The sequence below is a fragment of the Streptomyces sp. NPDC031466 genome (assembly GCF_055581265.1).
Genome location: NZ_JBVIJT010000012.1, coordinates 252,631 through 276,411 on the forward strand (window position 1 = coordinate 252,631; position 23,781 = coordinate 276,411).

The window sequence follows — 23,781 nt, forward strand, 5'->3', positions numbered from 1 at the left end:
CCTAGGATGACCCCATGTCACTCCCGCACGCGATCCTCACCGCCCTCCTGGAGAAGCCGTCGTCGGGGCTCGAACTGACCCGCAGGTTCGACAAGTCGATCGGCTACTTCTGGTCGGCCACGCACCAGCAGATCTACCGTGAGCTGGGCAGACTGGAGCGCGAGGGGGCGATCCGCGCGCTGCCGCGGGAAGGGGCGACGCGCGGGCAGAAGAAGGAGTACGAGGTCCTGCCCGCGGGCCGCGCCGAACTGGCCCGCTGGACCGCGGCGAGCCAGGACCCGAAGCCGATGCGGGACACCCTGCTGCTGCGGCTGCGCGCCGCCGCGGTCGTCGGCACCGAGGGCATCCAGGAGGACCTGCACCGCCATCTGGAGCTCCACCGGCGGCAGTTGGCCCAGTACGAGGAGATCGAGCGCCGGGACTTCCCGCCGGGGAAGGACGCCCTGGAGGACCGACTGCGGCATGTGGTGCTGCGCGCGGGCATCGACCTGGAGACGTTCTGGACGCAGTGGCTCACCCGGACGATCGAGGAACTTCAGGCGCCGTAGTCCGGCGGAGCGCCCGCCGGCCGGACATGCGGCGGCTGCCGCCCGCCCGACGTGCTGACGGGAGGGCGGCAGCCGATGCCGCTGTGTCGCGTGTCCGGTCACATCCGGTGATCCGCGCCGCGTCGGCGCAGGTACCAGACGCCGCCGCTCGCGGCCACCAGGGCCACCAGGGCCCCGCCGGTGACGAGCGTGAGCGTGCCCCGGTCCTTCGAACCGCCCCCGAGTCCACCGCGTACGCCGCGCGAGGGCGCGGTCGTCGAGGAGGCCGTCGGCGCCGCGCCGACGGTGACGGTCTGAGGCCCGGCCTGCGAGCCGTCCTGACACGTGACCAGGACCGTGTAGGAGCCGGCACTGACATTCCGCCAGATGGCGCTGCCGTTCGACAGCGGCATCTGTTGGCCTCCCGCGAAGCTCGCGTTGCGGTTGCCCATCAGTGAGGCCGTTCCGCCGGTGGGACACGCGGCGGTGCTGACCTGCACGGTGGAGCCGGTGGCGGTGACGTCGATGCCACCGCCCGCGAACGCCGACGGGGTGGCCAGCGCCAGCGGCAGCGCGGCGGAGGCTACGGTCAGGCCGGCACGGACACATATCTGAGTAGTACGCATGAGTCTGCCCTCCGGTGGCACGGGAGGCGGTACAACCCATGCGCCGCCGCGAATCGGGGAACGCCCGTGCTACCTGACGAAGAGCCAACTCGTGCCGGGCCGAAACCGCATGCGGACTGCCTCCGGGCAGGTGACGGAATCCATCGTCCGGCCCAGAGCCGACCCGATCCCGCCCGCCGACCCGGCCCGCCTAGCCGGGAGGGACCAGGCCGTCCGCGACGAGGCCCTCGTGCACGGCCTGCCCGAGCGCCCGCACCGCGGACTGCGGGCGCACCATCACGGTGAACTCCTTGATCCTGCCCTCCTCGTCGAAGTGCAGCAGGTCGATGCCGTGGATCTCCTTGCCGCTCACCACCGTGCGGAACAGCAGGACGGCCGAGTCGGCCTCGCTCCCGTCGGCGCTCGTGTGCGCCTGACCGGCGTACGACCCGACGTACCGGAAGTCCTCGAACGTGCGCAGTAGCACCCCGAAGAGCCCGAGCATCATCGGCCTGCCCTCGAAGGGGGTGAACTTCACCGGGCTGTAGAAGCGGACGTCCGGCGTGAGCAGATCCGCCAGGGCGTCGAGATCGCGCTTCTCGGCCACGGCGCGGAAACGTTCGGCGGTGGGGTGCACGGCGGTCCTCCAAAGGGTGGGGCCAGAGCCGGAGCCATGGCCTGGCAATAGTCATCAATATGACTAGTCAGAATGATGACTATGATGGGGGTGAGAGGTGGCGGAAGGGAAGGGGACCCGGGCGATGGCTCTGCGGCACGCGGTGCTCGCGGCACTGCTGGACGGCGAGTACAGCGGCTATCAGCTGGCCAAGGGCTTCGACATCGGCGTGGCCAACTTCTGGCACGCGCTGCCCCAGCAGCTCTACGCCGAGCTGGCCAAGCTGGAGGCGGAGGGCCTGGTCCACGGCCGGGAGGTCGTCCAGGAGGGCCGTCCCAACAAGCGGCTGTTCCGCGTCACCGACGAGGGCCTCGCCGAGATGGAGCGCTTCGCCGCGCGCGCCGCCAAGCCGTCCTTCATCCGCGATGACCTGCTCGTCAAGGTGCAGGCCGTCGACGGTGTCGCCGCGGCGCCGGTGATCGAGCAGCTCGCCGAGCGGGCCGAGGTGGCCGACGCCAAGATCGAGGTGCTGGAAAAGCTCCTGGTGAAGCTGCGCGGCGGCACGGACGAGGACGAGTTCCTGCGCACCGGCGACCGCGTCGGCCCCTATCTGACCTGCCTGCGCGGACTCGCCTTCGAGCGCGAGTCGCGTGACTGGTGCCGGCGCGCGGCGGCCCTCTTGGACGAGCGGGCGGCCGCCGCGCGACCGGGAGGCTGAGCGCCGGGGTCAGCCCGTGGTGACGGTCCGCTCGGGCGAGTAGGCGCCCCACGTCCCGTCCGGCAGCTTGGGGCGGACTTGTATCCGGTGCCGCTCCCCGGCCTTCCTGCCGATGTAGAAGCTGTGGTCGGCCTTGTCCGTGGGCGCGGTGCCGCCGAAGACGAGCGAGGTGGCGGTGCGCCCGTCCAGCCGGATCTGGTACTCCGTCACGGCGCCGCCGGTACGCGGCGGCCGCCAGGACAGGTCGATGTAGTACGCCCCGTCGGCACGGTGCGTCGCGGCGCGGAACGCCGTGGGGGCCGTACCGCGCCCCGAGTCCTTGCCCGCGGCGGTCGTGAGGCGGAGCTTCGGCCCCGCGTCGGAGAAGTTGTCGGCGGCGTCGCGCGCTTTCACCGAGAAGGTGTAGTCGGTACCGGGCCGCAGCCCTGTGACGAGCGTCGCCGTCTGCCCGCCGCCCACGCTGTGGATCTTCGAGGTGCCCTGATAGATCTCGTACGAGGCCACACCCCGGTCGTCCGACGACTTGTCCCAGGTCAGCATTGCCGACCGGCTCCCCTCGGCCCGGCCGCGGAGCCGGGTGGGCGGGGTCGGCGGCTCGTGGTCGGCGGCGGCCGCGGCGGGCGTGGTGACGGACAGTCTCCTGCTGTCGGGGCTGACGTTCCCGTCGGCGTCGCGGGCGCGCACGGTGAAGGCGTACCTCGTCGCGGGCCGCAGGCCCACGACGTCCACCATGTGCTTGCCGCCCGGCACCTCCTCGACCTTCTTGGCGTCGCGGTACACCTCGTAGCCGGTGACCTCGGTGTCGTCGGTGGCCTGGTTCCACATGACGTGGGCGGTGGTGGCGCTGCCCGCCTGCACGGTGAGGCCCCGGGGCGCGGCGGGGGGCGTGGTGTCGCGCCGGTCGTCCTGACCGCCCCCGGCGCAACCGCCGAGCGCGGCACCCGCGACGACGGTCAGCAGTGCCAGGGAGCGGGCCAGCCGGGGGGTGCGGGGCATGGCGCTGCCTTCCACTCGACGGCACGGTCCGGACCGACCGCGTTGCCGGACCGGCCGCGTTGCTCCGGACCGACTGCATTGGTCCGGACCTATTTGACACAGATGGCGGGGCCACATCAAGGGGTGCGGCGCACGTATCTCCCGGACACTCCGGTCGCTCTCGTGGACTCGCCCGGCCGCGGGCGGCTCACACCTTGCGGTAGGCGTACGCCTCGGTGGCCGCCGCCTCGACCGCCGCGAGGTCGGCGCCCGCCGACGCGGTCACCACGGCCGCCACCGCACCCTCCACGAAGGGGGCGTCCACCAGGCGTGCGCCGGTCGGCAGTCCGTCGCCCTCCGCGAGCAGGGCCTTCACGGTGAGGACCGCGCTGCCGAGGTCGGCGAGGATCGCGATCCCCGCGCCGCGGTCGACCCGCGCGGCGGCCGCGGAGACCGACTCCGCGCTCGTACCGAGGCCGCCGTCCGGGGCCCCTCCCGCGGCGGCCACCGGGGCGGTGACGCCACCCTGGGCGAGGCCCGTGGCGAGGGCGGCGGCCGCCTCCGCGACGGGGCCGCTGTGCGACACGAGGACGATGCCGACGAGCGGGCCGTCAGGCACGGCGCGCTCCCGGCGTGCCCTGCGCGGTCTGGGCCAGCGCCTCGAAGAGCAGCGCCGAGGACGTCGCGCCCGGGTCCTGGTGCCCGACGCTGCGCTCGCCCAGATAGCTGGCCCTGCCCTTGCGCGCCCGCAACGGCACCGTCGCGACCGCGCCCTGACGCGCCGCCTCCAGCGCCGCGCCGAAGGAGGTGCCGAGCGCGTCCACCCCGGGGACGAGGGCGTCCAGCATCGTCTTGTCGCCGGGTGCGGCACCGCCGAGCGCGGCGACGGCGTCGACGCCGGTGCGCAGGGCCGCGGCGAAGGCGGCCTCGTCGACCTCGACGGCGTCGCCGAGGGCCTTGCCGGTGCGGCGCAGCAGCGTGCCGTACAGCGGCCCCGACGCGCCGCCCACGGTCGAGATCAGCTCCCGTCCCGCCAGCGTGAGGACGCCGCCCACGGTGGCGGGCGCCTCCTTCTCCAGGGCCGTCACGACGGCGGACAGACCGCGCCGCAGATTGCTGCCGTGGTCGGCGTCGCCGATGGGCGAGTCCAGCTCGGTGAGCCGGGCCGCCTCACGGTCGACGGCCGCGGCGGCGTTCGTCAGCCAGCGGCGGAAGAAGTCGGCGTCGAGCACGGGTTCTCCTCTGCTTGATCGGCGGGACGACTGCCTGACCGGGTGGAGCGGCACGGCTGCTCGATCAGGCTTGGTCCCAGGGTGCACGGCCGGGCGGGCGGGCGCACGGGCACGGGTGAGCCGCGGCCCTCGGGCGTGTCAGGCGCCCCACCGCAGCGCGGCCGTGCGCACCGGCGCGTCCCACAGCCGCAGCAGTTCCTCGTCCACCTGGCACAGGGTCACGGACGCCCCGGACATGTCCAGCGAGGTCACGTAGTTGCCGACGAGCGTGCGCGCCACCGCCACGCCCCGCTCCACGAGCACGCGCTGCACCTCGGCGTTGAAGCCGTACAGCTCCAGGAGCGGAGTGGCCCCCATGCCGTTGACCAGCACGAGTACGGGATTGCGCGGGCGCAGATCGTCCAGTACGGCGTGCACGGCGAAGTCGGCGATCTCGCGGGAGGTCATCATCGGACGCCGCTCGCGCCCCGGCTCGCCGTGGATCCCGATGCCCAACTCCAGCTCCCCGGCGGGCAGGTCGAAGGTGGGGCCGCCCTTGTCCGGTGTGGTGCACGCGCTGAGGGCGACCCCGAAGCTGCGCGCGTTCTCGTTCACCCGCCGGGCGATCGCCTCGACCCGCTCCAGCGGCATGCCCGCGTCGGCCGCGGCGCCCGCCAGCTTCTCCACGAAGAGGGCGGCGCCGGTACCGCGGCGCCCGGCGGTGTGGAGACTGTCGGTGACGGCCACGTCGTCGTCGACGAGCACCTTCGCCACCTGCACGCCCTCGTCCTCGGCCAACTCGGCGGCCATGTCGAAGTTGAGCACGTCGCCCGTGTAGTTCTTCACCACGAACAGCACGCCCGCGCCGCTGTCCACGGCGGCCGCGGCCCGCACCATCTGGTCCGGCACCGGCGAGGTGAACACCTCCCCGGGGCAGGCGGCCGACAGCATCCCCGGTCCCACGAACCCCCCGTGCAACGGCTCGTGCCCCGATCCGCCGCCCGAGACGAGGGCGACCTTCCCTTCCACGGGGGCGTCCCTGCGGACGATCACGCGGTTCTCGACGTCGACCGTCAGTTCCGGGTGCGCCGCGGCCATGCCGCGCAGCGCGTCGGCGACGACTGTCTCGGGAACATTGATCAGCATCTGCATGAGGGACCTCCTGATGAGACGGCGACTGCCTCGAACGGTATACGCGGGTCGGCCGAAAGCAGCAGGCGCTCACCGGCGCACACCCGCGTCGCGCCCGTCCCCGCGACCGCCCCTCGTGCTCCCGCCCGACGTGGCGGGCCATGGACCGGGGCGGCCCTCCGCGCGGAGGGTTGACGGTGTGTCACGTACGGCACCTTCGACCTGGGAGACGCCCGTGATCCACATCAGTGAGTCCCTCGTGCTGCAGACCGTCGAGAGGTTCCTCACCCACGAGGAACTGGCGACCCTGAGCAAGATCATGGACGCCGATCCGCACCTCGCGGACCGGAGCCCGCGCTTCGAGGCGGAGGTCGTCGCGGCGCCGCCGCAGGCCGAGGAGATCCTTCGGCACGCCACCGCCAGGGCGATGCCGGCCCTGCGCCGCGCCGTTCCGTCCCTCCGCTCCGCCGCCCCCTGGGCCTACACCGAGCTGACGGCCGGCCGCTGCGTGCCCACGCACGTCGACGGCATCCCGGACCCGGAGGCCGAGCACTGCCGCCTCGGCAGGATCGGCGTCGTGCTGGAGGAGGCCGACGGCGGGGGCGAGTTCTACATCGAGACCACGGCCGACGACAGCATCTGGAGCGGGCAGGTCGTCGGCGAGAAGGAGAACTTCCTGCCCGACACCCCGCTGGCCAGGAGCATGCCGCACGCCTCCGGGCCCGCGAGCGGCCCGCACCACAGCGTGCCCGGATGGCTGGCCGACGCGGATCGCACCCGCTGGCTGACGGACGCCGGCGCGGGTGTCGCCATCGCCTACGGCGCCCAGGTCATCCACGGGGTGCGGCCGGTGCGCGGCGGCCGGCTGCGGAAATTCGTCACGGACCTACTCACCTGACCGGGCTCCGGTACGGGGTGACCGGGGCCGCCCTCCTCGCCGGGCGGCTGCCGGGACCCCTCAGGCCGGTCGGACGGCGGTCACCAGCAGGGCCGCACTGAGGAGGCGTACGGCGCCGTCGCGTTCGTAGGGGCGCAGGATCTCGGTGAGCCGGTGCCGGGCGCGCTCCCGCGTCCGCGGCGGGACCTGGCCCATCAGATGGCGTCCCGGGCCGCTGTCCAGGAGGAAGCCGGCGGCGTCGGCGGCGTCCCGCCCCCAGACCCCGTACGCCTCCACGCGCGTCACCCCGATGTCCGCGAACCCGGCGGCGGACAGCAGCCCGCGTGTCCTGTCCGCGTCCGCGAGGGAGAACATGCCCGGCCCGCCCGGCTTGCCGAAACCGCCGATGGGAAGGATGTCGCCCAACGCGGTGAAGGCCCGCAGCCATTCGTTGTCCTCGGGGTACGCGCCGCAGACGAACGCCGCGCGCCCGCCGGGGCGCAGCGCTCGCCCGATGTTGGCGAAGGCGGCCACCGGGTCGGCGAAGAACAGCACGCCGTAGCGGCTGATCGCGACATCGAAGGCGCCCGGTGCCAGGGCGTGGATCTGGGCGTCGCCCTGCTCGAAGGAGGTGTTGTCGAGGCCTTCTCGGAGCGCGCTCAGGCGTGCGCGCTCCAGCATCGGCGCCGACAGGTCCAGGCCGAGCGCGTGACCGCCGCTCGCCCTGTGCGCGGCCAGCCTGGTCGTCTGTCCGGCGCCGCACCCGATGTCGAGGACGCGATCCTGCCCGCCGATCGACGCGGCGGCGAGGAGCGGGGCGTTGAGGCCCGCGTTCACGGCGTCCCAGCGGTCCTGGTGGCGGGCCCAGTGCTCGCCCTCGTATCCGTTCCACGCTTGCGCCTGTTCGGCGTTGGCGGTGCCAACGGCGCCGAAGGTGTTCCGCATGCGTCTGCCCCCTCATGGTCGAGGCGCCTGCACACGACTAGTATGGGCGCTCGCCCAAAGAGTATGGGCGAGCGCCCATACTGGCAAGGGGCGGCCGTTGCACACCGACCGTTGCACACCGAGGAGAGACCATGGCACCGCGCGGCGTAGCGATCCCCGACCTGCGGGAGCGGCTCTTCGACGCCGCGGAGCGGATCGTCGCCCGGGCCGGGGCGTCCGCCCTGACCAGCAGGGCGATCACGGGGGAGGCGGGGTGCGCCAAGGGGGTGTTGCACACGCACTTCGGCGGAGTGGACGCGTTCGTCGCCGAGCTGGTGCTCGACCGGTTCGCGCGGACCGCGCGGGAGGCGGCGAAGCTGCCCGCGCACGCGGGCCGGGACACGGTGGCGGGCAACCTCGTGGGGGTGGCGCTGTCACTCCTGAACTCCCTCGACCCGGGGGTCGTGGGCCTGGCCATGACCAGCCACGCCACCTCCCGGACCATCCGCGAGGCGATGGCGGCGGGCGCGCCGGGCTTCGCCTCGATCCAGGACGCGCTCACCGGCTACCTCGACGCCGAACTGCGCCTCGGCCGCCTGGCCGACGGCACGGACACCGCCGCCATCGCGCTCGCGCTGGTCGGCACCGTCCACCATCTGCTGATGACCGGCTGGGCCGGCGCGCCCGACCCGCGGGAACAGACGGAACGGCTGGTGGCTCTGCTCGTGTCGCGCTGAGGCCGCCGGCGCCGCCGTGGCGCCGGCCCGCGGGGTGGCCGTACGAAGGGTGCCCGCCCGGAACGTCCGGAAGGTGAACGTCCGAAAGGTGTCGGCGAGGCTGCGGCAGGCGCCGGGGCGGCCGCGCTCGTACGGGTCACCAGAACGCGCCGTCCCCCGCCGTCCCGGCCTTCAATGGACGGGTGACCGCGCCTCCCGACGACTGCCTCGCGCGCAACGAATGGATCTGCGGCGAGTATCTGAGCACCCGCCGCCAGATCATCGTCGACGCGGTCGTCCAGCATCTCCAGCTGACCGCGCTCTCCGTCGCGCTCGCGCTGGTCGTCGCCGTGCCGCTCGCCGTCCTCGCCCGCCGCTGGTCCTGGGCCGCGGGCCCGGTCCTCGCGCTCACCACGGTCCTCTACACCATTCCCTCGCTCGCGATGTTCTCGCTGCTGCTGCCGGTGTACGGCCTCTCCGCGTCGCTCGTCGTCGCGGGACTCGTCCTCTACTCGCTCACCCTGCTCGTACGCAACATCCTCGCCGGGCTGCGAGCCGTCCCCGAGGACACCCGGCAGGCCGCACGCGGCATGGGGTACGGCCCGATCCGGCTCCTGCTCGCCGTCGAGATGCCCCTCGCGCTGCCCGCCGCCATGGCCGGGGTGCGCATCGCCATGGTCTCCGCCGTCTCCCTGGTCACCGTCGGCGCCATCGTCGGCTTCGGCGGGCTCGGCAACCTCATCTACGCGGGCATGAACACCTACTTCAAGGCCCAGGTGCTCACCGCCTCCGTGCTCTGCGTCGTCATCGCCGTCGCCGCCGATCTGCTGCTGCTCGGCGTGCAGCGCCTCCTCACCCCCTGGGAGAGAGCCGCACGGACGGCCCGCCCATGAACACCCTCGGCGACGCCTGGGCGTGGCTCACCGACCCGGCGCACTGGGCCGGCGACGACGGCATCTGGCACCGGCTCACCCAGCACCTCGTCCTCACCCTCGCCTGCCTGCTGATCAGCTGCCTCATCGCCCTGCCGGTCGCGCTCGTCCTCGGCCACCTCGGCAAGGGCGGCGCGCTCGCCGTGAACCTCTCCAACGTCGGCCGTGCCGTGCCCACCTTCGCGGTGCTCGTCCTGCTCCTGCTGACCCCGCTCGGCACCTGGGGCGACGGCCCGACCGTCGTCGCCCTCGTGCTCTTCGCCGTGCCCCCGCTGCTCACCAACGCCTATGTCGGGATGCGCGGCGTGGACCGGGGCGTCGTGCAGGCGGCCCGCGGCATGGGGATGACGGGACGCCAGATGCTGTGGCGCGTCGAACTGCCGCTCGCGCTGCCCCTGGTGCTCAGCGGTATCCGCATCGCCGCCGTCCAGCTCGTCGCGACCGCCACCATCGCCGCGCTCGCGGGCGGCGGCGGCCTCGGCCGGATCATCACCGCCGGGTTCAACCTCGCGAGCACCCCGCAGGTGGTGGCGGGCGCCGTGCTCGTCGCCGTGTTCGCGCTGCTCGTCGAGGGGGTCTTCGAGGTGGCCGAGCGGATCGCGCCCGGGTGGACGCGGGGCCGCGGGAGTGCCGGGTGAGGCGGGCGCGTCGGACGCTGCGGGCGCACGGGATGCCACAGGCGCACTGGGCGCAACAGGCGCTCCGGATGCCGCCGGGGTACTGGATGCGGCGGGGGCACCGGCTGTGGCGGGGGCGCCCCCGAGTGCGGTGGGCGTGGCCCGTGCGGCCCGGAGCCGCCGTGGGGGCCGCCCTGCTCGTCCTGGTGGCGGGCTGCGCGTCCGGGCCCTCGCTGGAGAACCGGGGCGAGGTGACGGCGCCGCCCGGCGACAACAAGAACCTTGTCGTCGGCTCCGCGGGCTTCACCGAGTCCGACCTGCTCGCCCAGATGTACGCGCTGCTGCTGGACAAGGCCGGTTACGGCACGCGGATCCTCTCCGTCGCCAACCGGGAGCTCTACGAACCCGCCCTGGAGTCCGGCCAGATCGACGTCGTCCCCGAATACGCGGCGACGTTCGCGGACTGGCTGAACGCCAAGAAGAACGGCGCCGACGCACCGCCCGTCGGCTCACCCGACCTCGCCACCACGATGAAGGCCCTGCGCCGGCTCGCCGCGCCGCGCGGCCTGACCGTCCTGGACCCCGGCAAGGCGGTCGACCAGAACGCCTTCGCCGTCGCCGCCCCGTACGCCGCCCGGCACCGCCTGAAGACGCTCGGCGACCTCGGCAGGTCCGGCCTGAAGGTGCGCCTGGCCGCGGGCGACGAATGCGTCCGGCGCCCCTACTGCGCCCCCGGCCTCAAGAAGGTGTACGGCATCGACATCACCGGCGTCGATCCCAAGGGCGTCGGCACGACCCAGGCCAAGAAGGCCGTCCAGAGCGGACAGGACCAGATGGTGCTCACCACGTCCACGGACGCCACCCTCGAAGATTTCGGCCTCGTGCTCCTGGAGGACGACAAGCACCTGCAGAACGCCGACTACATCGTGCCCGTGGTCAACCGCTCCCAGGCGGGCAGCGAGGGCGTCGCGGCCGCGCTGGGACGGCTCAACTCCGTCCTCACGACCGCCGACCTCGCTGCCATGAACGAGCAGGTCGACAGCTGGCGGCGGTTGACCCAGGACGTGGCACGGGCCTACCTGGAGGACAAGGGGCTGCTGTAGCGCCCTGTGAGGGGGCGCGAGGAACCGCGCGCGACCAGTCGCAGCCGGCCGGCGGCGACGGAAGACCGGCCGACCGGAGCTGGCCCTACGCGTCGGCGACCGAGGCGCCGGTCGACCGGCGAAGCGCCTACGCGTCGGCGACCGAGTCGAACTCCACCTCGTCGCGTGCCACGCCCTGCGCGTCCGCGTCCACCGAACGGCGCAGCGCCTCGTGCAGCTTCGCCGGGGTCAGCACGCCGAGGAAGCGCGCCCCGTCGAGAACCGCGACCCAGCCCGCGTCGTGCTGCAACATCACCCCGAACGCCTGCTTGAGCGGGGCACCGACCGGCACCCAGGAGTTCATGCGGTGCGCCAGATCGCCCACCGTGCCCCCGGTACCGGCCAGCGCGACCTCGTCGACGCCCACCCAGCCGTGCAGATCACCGTCCGCGTCCAGGACGACCGCCCAGCGGGCCTCCTCCTCGCGCAGCCGCGCCGCCGCCTGCGCGGCCGGCTCGTCCAGGCGGGCGATCGGCGGCGCCTCCAGGTCGTCCGTCTGGATCTCGGTGACCGACAGCCGCTTCAAACCACGGTCGGCGCCCACGAACTCCGCGACATACGGCGTCCTCGGCGTCCCCAGCACCGCTCCCGGCGTATCGAACTGCTCGATGCGTCCCTTGCCGTACACCGCGATGCGGTCACCGAGCCGGACGGCCTCCTCGATGTCGTGCGTCACGAGCAGCACCGTCTTGCGCACGGCCGCCTGCATCCGTAGGAACTCGTCCTGCAACTGCTCCCGCACCACCGGGTCGACCGCGCCGAACGGCTCGTCCATCAGCAGCACCGGAGGATCGGCGGCCAGCGCCCGCGCCACCCCGACCCGCTGGCGCTGACCGCCGGAGAGCTGCTCGGGATAGCGGGAGCCGAAGGTCTTCGGGTCCAGACCCACCAGGTCGAGCAGTTCCGCCGCCCGGGCCCGCGCGCGGGACTTCTTCCAGCCGATGAGCGCGGGGACGGTCGCCGTGTTGTCGAGGACCGTGCGGTGCGGGAAGAGGCCGACCTGCTGGATGACGTAGCCGATGCGGCGGCGCAGGTGGACCGGGTCCACCTCGGCGATGTTCTCGCCGTTGACGAAGATGCGGCCCGAGGTGGGCTCGATGAGGCGGTTCACCATCATCATCGTCGTGGTCTTGCCGCAGCCGGACGGGCCCACCAGCGTGACCAGTTCGCCCTCGGCGACCTCGAAGGAGAGGTCGTCCACGGCCGTCGTGCCGTCCGGATAGCGCTTGGTCACCTGCTCGAACCGGATCATGTCCTCACGCTAGCCGCGCGCGTCACCCACCGCTCACCAACACCACCTCCAACGTGCGCGGCCCGTGCACTCCCTCGACCCGGTCAAGCTCGATGTCGCTGGTCGCGGAGGGCCCCGAGATCCAGGTGAGCGGCCGGGCCGGGGCCAGCCGTTCGAGGGCCTGCGGCACGGACGAGACGACTTGGCCCGGCACGCGGACGACGCAGATGTGGTGGTCGGGGACGAGGGTGATGCGGCGCCGCCCCTGGTCCGGGGAGCCGTCCAGGACGAGCGTGCCGGTCTCGGCGACGGCGACCGCGCAACCCGTGACGACGCTGTCCACCCGGTCCAGCTCGCGCGCGGTGCTCGCCGCCCGGTCGCCGACGAGGGTGACGTCGACAGCCTCCAGCCAGTACGGCGGAAGGCCCGGCGGCACGAGGACGGTCCGCGAGCCGCGCCGCGCGAGCAGGCGCGCCAGCAGTTGGGGCAACTGGGCGTCGGCGCACCGGTGCACGAGCGCGCGGTAGTCCGCCAGATTCTCCGCGAGCAGGTCGACGGTCTGCGCGACAGTGCGCCCGCCGTGCTCCCGCAGATACGCGCGCTCCACCGCCCGCTCGTACGGGGTCTCGTCGGCCGGCACATCGGCCAGCGCCCGCCGCACCCGGCCCAGGATCCGGTCCCTGCTGCTCACCCGGTGTTCCCCTCGGTCGTGTCCCCGGTCGTGCCCTCGCTCCTGCCGCCCCGCGTGCGCTGCCACCAGTCGCGGAACGGCTCGGGGGGAACCTTCGGCAGGTCCCGGGTGGCGCTCCAGGCCCGCCCGGCGCCCGGCAGCGTGCGCGGATGGAACCGGCGGGTGCGGGAGGCGAGGCGCTGGCCGAGGCGCAGCACCCCCGGGCGGGCGAAGGCCAGGCCCGCCGCGCGCATCGCGGCCCGCTCCGCCGCGTGCCCCTTCGCCGGCTTCAGCGTCACCTTCACCCCGCGCCGGGTGACCTCACCGCCCTGCACGACGCGCTCCCTCAGATGCACGAGGACCTCGGGGATGTCGATGGCGACGGGACAGACCTCGTAGCAGGCGCCGCAGAGCGAGGAGGCGTACGGCAGGGAGGCGTCGATCTCGCTGCCGGTGCCCCGGAGCTGGGGGCTGAGGATGGCGCCGATGGGGCCCGGGTAGACCGAGCCGTACGCGTGACCACCCGCCCGCTCGTACACCGGGCACACGTTCAGACACGCCGAGCAGCGGATGCAGCGCAACGCCTGGCGGCCGACCTGGTCGGCGAGGGTGTCGGTGCGGCCGTTGTCGAGCAGGACCAGGTGGAAGGCGCGCGGGCCGTCCTGGTCGGTGGTGCCGGTCCACATCGAGGTGTAGGGGTTCATGCGCTCGGCCGTGGAGGAGCGGGGCAGGGTCTGGAGGAAGACCTCCAGGTCGCGCCAGGTGGGGATGGTCTTCTCGATGCCGACGACGGAGATCAGCGTCTCGGGGAGGGTGAGGCACATGCGGCCGTTGCCCTCGGACTCCACGACGACCAGGGTGCCGGTCTCGGCGACCATGAAGTTGGCCCCGGAGATGCCGACCTTGGCGCGCAGGAACTTCTCCCGCAGATGCAGGCGGGCGGCCTCGGCCAGTTCGGCGGGGGTGTCGGTCAGTCCCTGAGGGGCGGGCCGGCCCCAACCGGCCATCTTCTCGCGGAAGATGTCACGGATCTCGCCGCGGTTGCGGTGGATCGCGGGGACGAGGATGTGCGAGGGGCGGTCCTCGCCGAGCTGGACGATGAGCTCGGCGAGGTCCGTCTCGTAGGCGCGGATGCCCTGGGCCTCCAGCGCTTCGTTGAGCCCGATCTCCTGCGTCGCCATCGACTTGACCTTGACGACCTCCCGCTCGCCGGTCGCTTCGACGAGGTCCGCCACGATCCGGTTCGCCTCGTCGGCGTCGGCCGCCCAGTGCACGGTGCCGCCGGCCCGCGTGGCGGACTCCTCCAGCTCCACCAGATAGCGGTCCAGGTGGCGCAGTGTGTGGTCCTTGATGCGCCGGCCCGCTTCGCGCAGCTCGGCCCAGTCCGCCAGCTCGGCCACGGCCTTGGCGCGCTTGTCGCGGATGGTGTGGGTCGCGTGGTGCAGGTTGGCGCGCAGGGTCTTGTTCCCCACCGCATCGCGGGCCGCCTCGGGGAAGGCGGGCATGCCGACGAATGTGCCGCCGCTCATGACAGGGGCTCCTCTTCCGTGCTCGCCAGGATCTCCGCGATGTGGACGGGGCGCACCCCGCTCCCGAGCCGGGCCGTGGTGCCGCCGATGTGCATCAGGCAGGAGTTGTCGGCCGCGCACAGCACCTCGGCCCCGGACGACTCGGCATGGCGCACCTTGTCCGCGCCCATCGCCGCCGAGACATCGGGGTTCTTCACGGCGAAGGTGCCGCCGAAGCCGCAGCACTCCTCGGCACCGGGCAGCTCGACCAGTTCGAGCCCCTTGACCGCCTGGAGCAGCCGGGCGGGCCGCTCGCGCAGTCCAAGGCTCCGCAGGCCGTGACAGGTGGGGTGGTACGTCACCTTGTGCGGGTAGTACGCCCCGACGTCCGTGACACCGAGGACGTCCACCAGGAACTCGGTCAACTCGAAGGTCCTGGGCACCACCGGCGCCAGCCGCCGCGCCAGAGCATCACCCCGGCCCTCCGCGCGCGCCCGCTCGCCCATGCGGGGATACAGCTCGCGCACCATGGCCCCGCACGAACCGGACGGCGTCACGATCGCGTCATAGGCGTCCGAGCCGAAGACATCGGAGAAATGCCGGGCGAGCGGCTCCGCCTGATGGCGGTAGCCCGTGTTGTAGTGCGCCTGCCCGCAACAGGTCTGCGCCATCGGGAAGTCGACGTCGACTCCCAGCCTGGTCAGCAGCTTCACCACGGCACGGCCCGTGTCCGGATAGAGCGTGTCGTTGACACAGGTCAGGAACAGAGCGACTCGCATCGCGAGGTCCCCCTCCTCGGTCATCGGATGGATGCAGCGTACGCGGGACGGGAGCGGGGTGGGAGTGGGACGGGAGTGGGGGAGGAGTCATCGGTGGTCGCGCCGGGCGGGGCCACTCCCGAGCCGCTCCTGTGCCGCCCGCCACCCGGCCGTGTCGCCCCGCGGCTCATAGCGGACCGGCGGCAGGGCATCGGCCACCAGGCCCGTGCCTCCTCACGGCTGCCCAGCACTCCGTGTGCCCGCGCCTGGATGAGGACATTGCCCAGCGCGGCGGCCTCCACCGGGCCCGCGAGGACCGGCAGCCCGCAGGCATCGGCGGTCAGTTGGCACAGCAGGGCGTTGTGTGTACCGCCACCGACCGGGTGCACGACCTCCACCCGCGTCCGGTCAGGCGCCGGGCGTCCACCAGGGCCCGGCGGTGGGCGAGCGCAAGGGAGTCGAGGACGCAGCGGGTCGTCTCGACTGTTCCGTCCACCCCCGGTTCGTTGGTGAAGTTCGCCCTGCGGCTCTCCTCCGTCAGGACCGGGGCGTCCAGTTCGAGCCCGGCGAGGGACCAGGTGCCGGTGCACAGATACGCGAAGGGAGTGCCGTCCCTCGCCGGGACCGCCGCCACGGCGGAGGCCGTGTCGTGCGCGACCGCCGTCACCGGCACCGGCCCCCTCAGGCCGGTGTCCTCCAGGACTTCGGGCCTCAGCAGGCCCGCGGGTTCACCGGGCCGGCGCAGGGGCGGGAACAGGCCGAGGTCGATGCCGGCTCGGGCGGCCGTCCCGCGCGACCAGTCCCTGGTACGGGGGTCGATGAGCTGTGTGGTCGAGGCATTGGTGAGTTCGGTGCCGAGGCGGCCGGTCAGCCAGTATGTGAGCAGGTCGGGGGTCAGCAGGAGGTGTCTGGCCGCGTCGAGTGGCCGTCCGCCATCAGCCCGCCGTCACCATGGGCGCCCTGGCCGCCGAACTCCTCCTGGAAGGGACCGAGTCGGGCGGCGCGGTGCCGCACGAGCACCGGCGCGTCGTGCTCACGCCCGAGCTGGTCGTACGACGCTCCAGCCTGGCGCCGCGCTGAGCGGAACCGCGCCGCACTAGGGCCGGGGGCCCGGCCGGCCCCCTGATGTGCTGGACTGGGGCACAAGACCAGCCTGCAACCCCAGTGTCCAGTCCAGGAGCAGCCTTGACCGTCTCGTACCGCCAGCCGGGAGTCGTTCTCACCGACCGCCGCTTCAGTGTTCCGCTCGATCACGACGATCCGGCGGGGCAGCGGATAGAGCTCTACGCGCGCGAGGTGGTCCCCGCGGGGCGCGGTGGCGCGGACCTGCCCTGGCTGGTGTATCTCCAGGGCGGCCCGGGGTTCGGGGCCACCCGCTTCCACGGCAGGGAGTCATGGCTGGACCGCGCCCTGCGGGACTTCCGCGTCCTCCTGCTTGACCAGCGCGGCACCGGCAGCTCCACGCCCGCCAACCGCCAGACGCTGCCCCTGCGCGGCGGGCCACGCGAACAGGCCGACTACCTCGCCCACTTCCGCGCCGACTCCATCGTCCGCGACTGCGAGGCGATCCGCCCCGAGGTGACGGGCGGCGCCCCCTGGACGGTCCTCGGGCAGAGCTTCGGTGGTTTCTGCGCCACGCACTATCTGTCGGTGGCGCCCGAAGGCCTGGCCGGCGCGCTCATCACCGGTGGGCTGCCGACGCTCGAGGGCGACGCGGACGCCGTGTACCGTGCCGCCTACCCGCGGATGGCGCGCAAGAGCGCCGCGCACTACGCCCGTTACCCCCAGGACGTCGAGCGCGCCCGCCGCATCGCCGCGTATCTCGCCGAACACGAGCCGGTCCTCAACGGCGGCTACAAGCTGACCGTTCCCGCCTTCCAGGCCCTCGGCATCCTGCTCGGCACGGGCGACGGCAGCCACCGCCTGCACTACCTCATGGAGGACGCCTTCGTGCGGACGCCGTCGGGGACCGCACTGGGCGACGCGTTCCAGGAGAACGTGCAGGCCCTCCTCTCGTACGCGGGCAACCCGCTCTACGCCGTGCTGCACGAGTCGATCTACGGCCAGGGGGAGCGGCCCACGGCCTGGGCGGCCGAGCGGGTGCGCGCCGAGTTCCCGCGGTTCGACGCGGACAAGACCCTCGCGGGCGACGAACCGCTGCTGTTCACCGGCGAGGCCGTGCAGCGCTGGATGTTCGACAGCGACCCGGCGCTGCGCCCGCTGCGCGAGACCGCCGAGCTGATCGCCGCGCGGAGCGACTGGCCGCGCCTGTACGACGTGGACCGCCTCGCGGCGAACGAGGTGCCGGTCGCCGCCGCGATCTACCACGACGACCTGTACGTGGACACGGAGCACTCGCTGAGCACCGCGCGCGCCGTGCGGGGGCTGCGCACCTGGGTCACGGACGAGTTCGAGCACGACGGCCTGCGGGTCGGCGGCCCGAGGGTCCTCGACCGTCTCCTCGCCCTCATGCGAGGGGAGGCGTGAGGAGCGGTACGTGGCACTGACGGGCGGCGGGGGGAAGGACGTTGTCAGTGGTCTTGGCTAGGCTGCGATCATGACCGAGTCGCAGACCGCAGCCGAGGCCGCAGCGCCCGTCCAGCTCGCCCCCATGCCCGAGGACTGGCAGCGCGCGCTCGCCGTCGTCGCGCACCCCGACGACCTGGAGTACGGCTGCGCGGCCGCCATCGCCGGCTGGACGGACGCGGGCCGCGACGTCGCCTACGTCCTGGCGACCAGGGGCGAGGCAGGCATCGACACGATCGACCCCGCCACCTGCGGTCCGCTGCGCGAGCGGGAGCAGCGGGCGAGTGCGGCCGTCGTCGGCGTCGAGACGGTGGAGTTCCTCGACCACAGGGACGGCGTCATCGAGTACGGCACGGCTCTGCGCCGTGACATCGCCGCCGCGATCCGCAGACACCGGCCCGAACTGGTCATCACGCTCAACCACCGCGACACCTGGGGCGGCGTCGCCTGGAACACCCCCGACCACGTCGCGGTGGGCCGCGCCACGCTCGACGCCGCGTCGGACGCGGGCAACCGCTGGATCTTCCCCGAACTGATCGCGGAGGAGGGCCTGGAGCCCTGGAACGGTGTGCGGTGGGTCGCCGTCGCCGGTTCGGCGACGCCCACGCACGCGGCGGACGCCTCGGCCGGGCTCGACCGCTCGGTGGCCTCCCTCCTCGAACACCGCACCTACATCGAGGCGTTGACGGACGAGGACCCGGAGAAGTACTGCCGTACGTTCCTGACGGGCAACGCCCAGGCGTTGGCGCCCCGCTTCGGCGGGAGACCGGCCGTCGGCTTCGAGGTGTTCAGTCGCTGAGCCCCCGAGCCGGTAAGTCCCTTCAGGAGCCGAAGCCCACGCGGAAGCCGAAGCCCACGCCGGAGCCGCCCCACCACCGCTACCGCGCCAGCCCATGTTCGCGGCCGCGCGCGACCACCCGCGCCGCCGTCGCCTCCATCACCGGCGAGAAGACGCCCGCCCGGCGCCGGGCGGCCCGCGCCTCGATGTCCGCCATGACCAGCTCGGCGTTGATCATGACGCCGGCGCGGTAGCCGGCGGACGCCGCGTTGATCACCTGCTCCATGGGCCCCGCGGCGTTGCCCACCGCCCAGACGCCGGGGACGGTGGTGCGGCCCGTCTCGTCCACGGCCGGGTAGGGGCCGACCGGGGTCTCCCGCGTCTCGGCGCCGAGCGCGCTGAGCAGGCCGTCGCGCGGCACCGGCCGCGCGGCGACGAACAGGACGGAACGGGGCACCACTCGGCCATCGGCCAGCCGCACGCCCGTCAGCCGGTCGTCCTCGACGTCCACGCCCGCCACCTCGCCCTCCACGACCGGGACACCGGCCGCCGCGAGGCGCGCCCGCTCCGCGTCCGGCAGCTCCCGCACGGTGTGCAGGAAAAGGGTCACGTCCTTGGACCACTGGGTGACGAGCAGCGCCTGGTGGCTGTTGAACGGCTCGGGAGCCAGCACACCGAAGGCCTGGTCCCGCACTTCCCAGCCGTGGCAGTACGGGCAGTGCAGCACGTCACGGCCCCAGCGCCCGGCGACGCCCGGCACGGCGGGCGGCTCGTCCACCAGACCGGTGGCCAGCACGATCCGGCGCGCGTGCACGGCCCCGCCGGCCGCGAGCCGCACCCCGAACTCCCCCCGGCCGTCCGGCAGCACCTCGGCCACCCGGCCCCGCACCACCTCGACCCCGTACCGCTCCAGCTCCCGGCGTCCCTCGGCGAGGAACTCGACGGGCGGCATGCCGTCCCGCGAGAGGTAGCCCTGCATGTGCGCGGCGGGCGCGTTGCGCGGTTCGCCCGCGTCGATCACCAGGACCCGGCGGCGGGAGCGGCCGAGCACGAGCGCCGCGCTTAGCCCCGCCGCGCCGCCTCCGACCACGACCACCTCGTACGCCTCGTCCCCCGTCGCCCTGTCCCACGTGTTCATCCCGTCCTCCGCATGCCGTTCCATCCCGTCCTCCGTGCGCCTCGTGCCTGCTGTCGCGATGGTTCAGACCATCGCTCGTGGGGCGCGGAAATGACAAGGAGCTTTGCCGTTTTAGCAATGGGGGCGTCATGATGGAGCCATGAGCGAAGAGACCGAAGTGCCGCAAGAGATGGTTCAGGTCCTCACCGAGGTCGGCCCCCGGCTGCGCCGCATCCGCAAGGAGCGCGGCGCCACGCTCGCGGGGCTCTCCGCCGTCACGGGCATCTCGGTCAGCACCCTGTCCCGCCTGGAGTCCGGCAACCGCAGGCCCAGCCTCGAACTGCTGCTGCCCATCGCCCGCGCCCACCAGGTCCCCCTGGACGAGCTGGTGGGCGCCCCGCCGGTGGGCGACCCGCGCGTGCGCGCCAAGCCGATCGTCCGGCACGGCCGCACGATGCTGCCGCTCACCCGCCAGCCCGGCGGCCTCCAGGCGTACAAGGTGATCGAGCCCGCCCGCACGTCCCCGGTCCCCGACCCCCAGACGCACGAGGGGTACGAGTGGCTGTACGTCCTGTCCGGGAAGCTGCGGCTGATCCTCGGCGACCACGACGTACTGCTCGGCCCGGGCGAGGCGGCGGAGTTCGACACGCGTGTCCCGCACTGGTTCGGGGCCACGGGTGAAGGGGGCGCGGAGTTCCTCAGCCTCTTCGGGCCGCAGGGGGAGCGCATGCACGTTCGGGCGCGCCCCTCGCGGAAGGACAAGGGCGATTAACGGTTCCCCTGGGGGCAAGCGACCGCTTAGTATGCGCACGAGCCAGGTCTACGACACCCCCCGTGGAGGCCCCGCATGCAGGCATGGCAAGTGCACGAGAACGGCGAGCCGGGCGAGGTGATGCGCCTCGCGGAGGTGGACCGCCCGACGCCCGCCGACGGGCAGGTGCTCCTGAAGGTCCGCGCCGCGAACATCAACTTCCCGGACGCCCTGCTCTGCCGCGGCCACTACCAGGTCAGGCCCCCGCTGCCCTTCACGCCGGGCGTGGAGATCTGCGGCGAGACCGAGGACGGGCGGCGCGTACTGGCCAACCCCGCCCTGCCGTACGGCGGTTTCGCGGAGTACGCCGTCGCGGACGCCGCCGCCCTGCTGCCCGCGCCCGACGCGCTGGACGACGCCGAGGCAGCCGCCCTGCACATCGGCTATCAGACGGGCTGGTTCGGCCTGCACCGGCGCGCCCACCTGAAGGAGGGCGAGACCCTCCTCGTGCACGCGGCGGCGGGCGGCGTCGGCAGCGCCGCCGTACAGCTCGGCAAGGCCGCGGGCGCCAAGGTCGTCGGCGTCGTCGGTGACGCGGACAAGGCGCGGGTCGCGCGCGACCTCGGCTGCGACGTCGTGCTCGACCGGCGTACGGACGACATCGTCGCCGGCGTCAAGGAGGCCACCGACGGCCGTGGTGCCGACGTGATCTACGACCCCGTGGGCGGCGACGCGTACACCAAGTCCGCCAAGTGCGTGGCCTTCGAGGGCCGGATCGTCGTCGTCGGCTTCGCGAGCGGCACCATCCCCTCGCCCGCGCTCAACCACGCCCTGGTGAAGAACTACGCGATCATGGGCCTGCATTGGGGCCTGTACAACACCAAGGACCCGCGCTCGATCGCGCGCTGTCACCAGGAGCTGACCGAACTCGCCACCAAGGGCGCCATCAAGCCCCTGGTGAGCGAGCGCGTGCCGATGTCCGGCGCGGCCGCCGCCGTACAGCGCGTCGCCGACGGCCTCACCACCGGACGCGTGAGCGTCCTGCCGCACGGGGGGGCCGCATGACCGACGCCGAACTGCGCGCCCGTACCCGCGAGTTCCTCGCCGCGCATCCGCCCGCCACCACCGACCCCGCCGACTTCCTCAAGGCCCGCTTCGACGCCGGGCTCGCCTGGGTGCACTACCCCGAGGGCCTGGGCGGCCTCGGGGTGGCGCGCTCCCTGCAAGCCGTCGTGGACGCCGAGCTGGGGGACGCGGGCGCGCCCGACAACGACCCGCGCCGCATCGGCATCGGCCTCGGCATGGCCGCGCCGACCGTCCTCGGCTTCGGCACGGAGGAGCAAAAGCGCCGCTTCCTGCGGCCGCTGTGGACCGGCGAGGAGGTGTGGTGCCAGCTCTTCAGCGAGCCGGGCGCCGGCTCCGACCTCGCCGCGCTCGGCACCCGCGCCGTCCGTGACGAGGCGAGCGGCGACTGGATCGTCAACGGGCAGAAGGTGTGGACCTCCAGCGCCCACACCGCCCGCTGGGCGATCCTCATCGCCCGCACCGACCCCGACGCGCCCAGGCACCGCGGCATCACGTACTTCGTGTGCGACATGACCGACCCCGGCGTGGAGGTGCGGCCGCTGCGCCAGATCACCGGCGAGGCCGAGTTCAACGAGGTGTTCCTGACCGACGTGCGCATCCCCGACGCGCACCGCCTCGGCGCGGTCGGCGAGGGCTGGAAGGTCGCCCAGACCACGCTCATGAACGAGCGCGTCTCCATCGGCGGCATGCGCATCCCGCGCGAGGGCGGCATGATCGGCCCCGTCGCCACGGCCTGGCGCGAACGCCCCGAGCTGCGCACCCACGACCTCCACCAGCGTTTGCTGAAGCTCTGGGTCGACGCCGAGGTCGCCCGGCTCACCGGCGAGCGGCTGCGCCAGCAACTCGTCGCCGGACAGCCCGGACCCGAGGGTTCCGGCATGAAGCTCGGCTTCGCCCGCCTCAACCAGGAGATCAGCGGCCTGGAAGTGGAACTCCTCGGCGAGGAAGGGCTGTTGTACGAGGACTGGACGATGCGCCGGCCCGAGCTGGTCGACTTCACCGGCCGCGACGCGGGCTACCGCTACCTGCGGTCCAAGGGCAACAGCATCGAGGGCGGGACCAGCGAGGTCCTGCTGAACATCGTCGCCGAACGCGTCCTTGGCCTGCCCTCCGAGCCGCGCACCGACAAGGACGTCGCCTGGAAGGACCTCGCGCGATGACTGATCTGCTGTACTCCGAAGAGGAAGAGGCGCTGCGCTCCGCGGTGCGCGACCTGCTCGCCGACCACTGCGACGCCGCGTCCGTGCTGGCCCGCGCCGAGACCGCCGAGCCGCACGGCCGCGCGCTGTGGAAGGCCCTCGCCGACGGCATGGGCCTGGCCGGCCTGCTGGTCCCCGAGGAACTGGGCGGCCAGGGAGCCACACACCGCGAGGCGGCCGTGGTCCTGGAGGAGCTGGGCCGGGCCGTCGCCCCGGTGCCGTATCTGACCAGCGCGGTCGTGGCGACCGAGGCGCTGCTCGCCTGCGAGGGCGAGGCGGCGCGCGAACTGCTCGGCGCGCTCGCCTCCGGCCGCAGGATCGGCGTGCTCGCCATGCCGCTGTCGCACGCCGGCGGGCAGACCCTGTTCCCCGTACGGGAGACGAGGGGCGCCCTGCACGGCCGGGTGACCGGCGTGGCGGACGCCGTCGTCGCCGACGTGCTCCTGGTGCCCACCGAAAGCGGGCTCTTCGCGGTCGACACCGCCGACAGCGGCGTGGACGTCGTCCCCCAGACCTCGCTCGACCTGACGCGCCCCCTCGCGGCCGTCACCTTCGACGGGGCACGCGCGCGGCCCATCGCCCCGGACGCCCGCTTCCCGGTCGGGCAAGGACTGCGGGCCGGGGCGGGTCTCCTCGCCTCGGAGCAGCTCGGTGTCGCCGAGTGGTGCCTGACCGAGACCGTGCGGTACGTGAAGGAGCGACACCAGTTCAACCGGCCCGTCGGCTCCTTCCAGGCGCTCAAGCACCGCCTCGCCCAGCTCTGGCTGGAGGTGGTGAACACCCGCGCCGCCGCCCGCCACGCCGCGGACGCGCTGGCCACGGGGAGCGACGAACCCCACCTCGCGACGGCGGTGGCACAGGCCTACGCGGCACCGGTGGCGGTGCGCGCCGCCGAGGAGGCGCTCCAGCTGCACGGCGGCATCGGCATGACCTGGGAGCACCCCGTCCACCTCTACCTGAAGCGGGCCAAGGCCGATTCGATCGCCTACGGCACGGCCGGGCACCACCGCGCGGCACTCGCCGAACTGGTCGCCCTTCCGGCGCCCTGACCTGCGCATCCACTCCCGAAGAGATCGATGCAGCCCGCACGTACCGCGTGCGGGCTGTGGGTTTTCCACCCCTTTGCGTGAGGCATAATTGCGAGCCGTTCGCAACAACCGTTGATC

At 73.2% G+C, this 23,781-nt stretch carries 25 protein-coding genes and 2 pseudogenes; 14 read left to right on the top strand and 13 right to left on the bottom strand.

Translation table 11 applies throughout. The annotated features are described in order from the left end of the window. Window positions 1-14: 14 nt before the first annotated feature. A complete protein-coding gene (locus ACZ5GP_RS29055; protein WP_468753650.1) occupies window positions 15-548 on the top strand; it encodes a PadR family transcriptional regulator in 534 nt (177 codons plus the stop codon). A gap of 98 nt (window positions 549-646) precedes the next feature. On the opposite strand, the gene ACZ5GP_RS29060 is transcribed toward ACZ5GP_RS29055, so the two are convergent. Next, entirely contained in the window at window positions 647-1,153 is a 507-nt protein-coding gene (locus tag ACZ5GP_RS29060; RefSeq protein WP_468753651.1) for a hypothetical protein, read from the bottom strand. Window positions 1,154-1,343: 190 nt separating this feature from the next. Continuing rightward, window positions 1,344-1,769 carry a nuclear transport factor 2 family protein gene (locus tag ACZ5GP_RS29065; protein WP_468753652.1) on the bottom strand — a complete coding sequence of 142 codons (426 nt, stop codon included), beginning with the start codon at window positions 1,767-1,769 and terminating at the stop codon, window positions 1,344-1,346. 124 nt (window positions 1,770-1,893) lie between these two features. Between ACZ5GP_RS29065 and ACZ5GP_RS29070 the strand changes: the two genes are divergently transcribed. Next, window positions 1,894-2,466: a PadR family transcriptional regulator gene (locus tag ACZ5GP_RS29070; protein WP_468753653.1), complete on the top strand. Its 573-nt coding sequence runs from the start codon at window positions 1,894-1,896 to the stop codon at window positions 2,464-2,466. A gap of 9 nt (window positions 2,467-2,475) precedes the next feature. Here the strand turns inward: ACZ5GP_RS29070 and ACZ5GP_RS29075 are convergent, their stop codons facing one another. From ACZ5GP_RS29075 to dhaK, 4 genes are all read right to left on the bottom strand, one after another. Next, window positions 2,476-3,462 (bottom strand): fibronectin type III domain-containing protein, encoded by a 987-nt coding sequence (locus tag ACZ5GP_RS29075; RefSeq protein WP_468753654.1) that lies wholly within the window; start codon window positions 3,460-3,462, stop codon window positions 2,476-2,478. 187 nt (window positions 3,463-3,649) lie between these two features. After that, complete coding sequence (locus ACZ5GP_RS29080; protein WP_468753655.1) at window positions 3,650-4,060, bottom strand: PTS sugar transporter subunit IIA domain-containing protein; 411 nt, start codon at window positions 4,058-4,060, stop codon at window positions 3,650-3,652. Next, entirely contained in the window at window positions 4,053-4,673 is a 621-nt protein-coding gene (gene dhaL / locus ACZ5GP_RS29085) for a dihydroxyacetone kinase subunit DhaL (protein WP_468753656.1), read from the bottom strand. The genes ACZ5GP_RS29080 and dhaL overlap by 8 nt, the downstream gene beginning before the upstream one ends. Window positions 4,674-4,811: 138 nt before the next feature. Next, entirely contained in the window at window positions 4,812-5,804 is a 993-nt protein-coding gene (gene dhaK, locus ACZ5GP_RS29090; RefSeq protein ID WP_468753657.1) for a dihydroxyacetone kinase subunit DhaK, read from the bottom strand. Between the two features lie 214 nt (window positions 5,805-6,018). Between dhaK and ACZ5GP_RS29095 the strand changes: the two genes are divergently transcribed. Continuing rightward, a complete protein-coding gene (locus tag ACZ5GP_RS29095; protein ID WP_468753658.1) occupies window positions 6,019-6,681 on the top strand; it encodes a hypothetical protein in 663 nt (220 codons plus the stop codon). A gap of 60 nt (window positions 6,682-6,741) precedes the next feature. Here ACZ5GP_RS29095 and ACZ5GP_RS29100 read toward each other — a convergent pair whose 3' ends face one another. Then, the gene (locus ACZ5GP_RS29100; protein ID WP_468753659.1) at window positions 6,742-7,605 is read right to left on the bottom strand and encodes a class I SAM-dependent methyltransferase; all 864 of its coding nucleotides are present in this window, start codon (window positions 7,603-7,605) and stop codon (window positions 6,742-6,744) included. Window positions 7,606-7,736: 131 nt separating this feature from the next. Between ACZ5GP_RS29100 and ACZ5GP_RS29105 the strand changes: the two genes are divergently transcribed. From ACZ5GP_RS29105 to ACZ5GP_RS29120, 4 genes are all read left to right on the top strand, one after another. Next, window positions 7,737-8,321: a TetR/AcrR family transcriptional regulator gene (locus ACZ5GP_RS29105; protein ID WP_468753660.1), complete on the top strand. Its 585-nt coding sequence runs from the start codon at window positions 7,737-7,739 to the stop codon at window positions 8,319-8,321. Between the two features lie 182 nt (window positions 8,322-8,503). Next, window positions 8,504-9,193: an ABC transporter permease gene (locus tag ACZ5GP_RS29110; RefSeq protein ID WP_468753661.1), complete on the top strand. Its 690-nt coding sequence runs from the start codon at window positions 8,504-8,506 to the stop codon at window positions 9,191-9,193. Further along, the gene (locus ACZ5GP_RS29115; RefSeq protein WP_468753662.1) at window positions 9,190-9,870 is read left to right on the top strand and encodes an ABC transporter permease; all 681 of its coding nucleotides are present in this window, start codon (window positions 9,190-9,192) and stop codon (window positions 9,868-9,870) included. Before ACZ5GP_RS29110 ends, ACZ5GP_RS29115 begins: the two co-directional genes overlap by 4 nt. Before the next feature lie 86 nt (window positions 9,871-9,956). Continuing rightward, the gene (locus ACZ5GP_RS29120; protein ID WP_468753720.1) at window positions 9,957-10,952 is read left to right on the top strand and encodes an ABC transporter substrate-binding protein; all 996 of its coding nucleotides are present in this window, start codon (window positions 9,957-9,959) and stop codon (window positions 10,950-10,952) included. Between the two features lie 127 nt (window positions 10,953-11,079). Here the strand turns inward: ACZ5GP_RS29120 and ACZ5GP_RS29125 are convergent, their stop codons facing one another. From ACZ5GP_RS29125 to ACZ5GP_RS29145, 5 genes and pseudogenes are all read right to left on the bottom strand, one after another. Then, window positions 11,080-12,243: an ABC transporter ATP-binding protein gene (locus ACZ5GP_RS29125; RefSeq protein ID WP_468753663.1), complete on the bottom strand. Its 1,164-nt coding sequence runs from the start codon at window positions 12,241-12,243 to the stop codon at window positions 11,080-11,082. A gap of 22 nt (window positions 12,244-12,265) precedes the next feature. Beyond that, window positions 12,266-12,913: a LutC/YkgG family protein gene (locus ACZ5GP_RS29130; RefSeq protein WP_468753664.1), complete on the bottom strand. Its 648-nt coding sequence runs from the start codon at window positions 12,911-12,913 to the stop codon at window positions 12,266-12,268. Continuing rightward, window positions 12,910-14,421, bottom strand: a complete 1,512-nt coding sequence (locus tag ACZ5GP_RS29135) for a LutB/LldF family L-lactate oxidation iron-sulfur protein (RefSeq protein WP_468753665.1) — start codon at window positions 14,419-14,421, stop codon at window positions 12,910-12,912. Before ACZ5GP_RS29135 ends, ACZ5GP_RS29130 begins: the two co-directional genes overlap by 4 nt. Then, complete coding sequence (locus tag ACZ5GP_RS29140) at window positions 14,418-15,179, bottom strand: (Fe-S)-binding protein (protein WP_468753666.1); 762 nt, start codon at window positions 15,177-15,179, stop codon at window positions 14,418-14,420. The genes ACZ5GP_RS29135 and ACZ5GP_RS29140 overlap by 4 nt, the downstream gene beginning before the upstream one ends. A gap of 87 nt (window positions 15,180-15,266) precedes the next feature. Next, window positions 15,267-16,098, bottom strand: a pseudogene (locus tag ACZ5GP_RS29145) (FGGY-family carbohydrate kinase); the annotation flags it as partial. Between ACZ5GP_RS29145 and ACZ5GP_RS29150 the strand changes: the two are divergent. The 3 genes and pseudogenes from ACZ5GP_RS29150 to ACZ5GP_RS29160 form a co-directional block, all read left to right on the top strand. Further along, window positions 16,095-16,238 (top strand): annotated as a pseudogene (locus tag ACZ5GP_RS29150) (LacI family transcriptional regulator); the annotation flags it as partial. The pseudogenes ACZ5GP_RS29145 and ACZ5GP_RS29150 overlap by 4 nt on opposite strands. Window positions 16,239-16,343: 105 nt before the next feature. After that, a complete protein-coding gene (locus ACZ5GP_RS29155) occupies window positions 16,344-17,645 on the top strand; it encodes an alpha/beta fold hydrolase (protein ID WP_468753667.1) in 1,302 nt (433 codons plus the stop codon). 70 nt (window positions 17,646-17,715) lie between these two features. After that, window positions 17,716-18,483 (top strand): PIG-L deacetylase family protein, encoded by a 768-nt coding sequence (locus ACZ5GP_RS29160; RefSeq protein WP_468753668.1) that lies wholly within the window; start codon window positions 17,716-17,718, stop codon window positions 18,481-18,483. Window positions 18,484-18,562: 79 nt separating this feature from the next. On the opposite strand, the gene ACZ5GP_RS29165 is transcribed toward ACZ5GP_RS29160, so the two are convergent. After that, entirely contained in the window at window positions 18,563-19,624 is a 1,062-nt protein-coding gene (locus ACZ5GP_RS29165; RefSeq protein ID WP_468753669.1) for an NAD(P)/FAD-dependent oxidoreductase, read from the bottom strand. A gap of 115 nt (window positions 19,625-19,739) precedes the next feature. On the opposite strand from ACZ5GP_RS29165, the gene ACZ5GP_RS29170 reads away from it, so the two are divergent. From ACZ5GP_RS29170 to ACZ5GP_RS29185, 4 genes are all read left to right on the top strand, one after another. After that, on the top strand, window positions 19,740-20,351 hold the full coding sequence (locus tag ACZ5GP_RS29170; protein WP_468753670.1) for a helix-turn-helix domain-containing protein: 612 nt from the start codon (window positions 19,740-19,742) through the stop codon (window positions 20,349-20,351). A 75-nt stretch (window positions 20,352-20,426) separates the two neighbouring features. After that, a complete protein-coding gene (locus ACZ5GP_RS29175) occupies window positions 20,427-21,395 on the top strand; it encodes an NADPH:quinone oxidoreductase family protein (protein WP_468753671.1) in 969 nt (322 codons plus the stop codon). After that, window positions 21,392-22,576, top strand: a complete 1,185-nt coding sequence (locus ACZ5GP_RS29180; RefSeq protein WP_468753672.1) for an acyl-CoA dehydrogenase family protein — start codon at window positions 21,392-21,394, stop codon at window positions 22,574-22,576. Before ACZ5GP_RS29175 ends, ACZ5GP_RS29180 begins: the two co-directional genes overlap by 4 nt. Next, complete coding sequence (locus tag ACZ5GP_RS29185; RefSeq protein ID WP_468753673.1) at window positions 22,573-23,664, top strand: acyl-CoA dehydrogenase family protein; 1,092 nt, start codon at window positions 22,573-22,575, stop codon at window positions 23,662-23,664. The genes ACZ5GP_RS29180 and ACZ5GP_RS29185 overlap by 4 nt, the downstream gene beginning before the upstream one ends. Window positions 23,665-23,781: the final 117 nt, after the last annotated feature.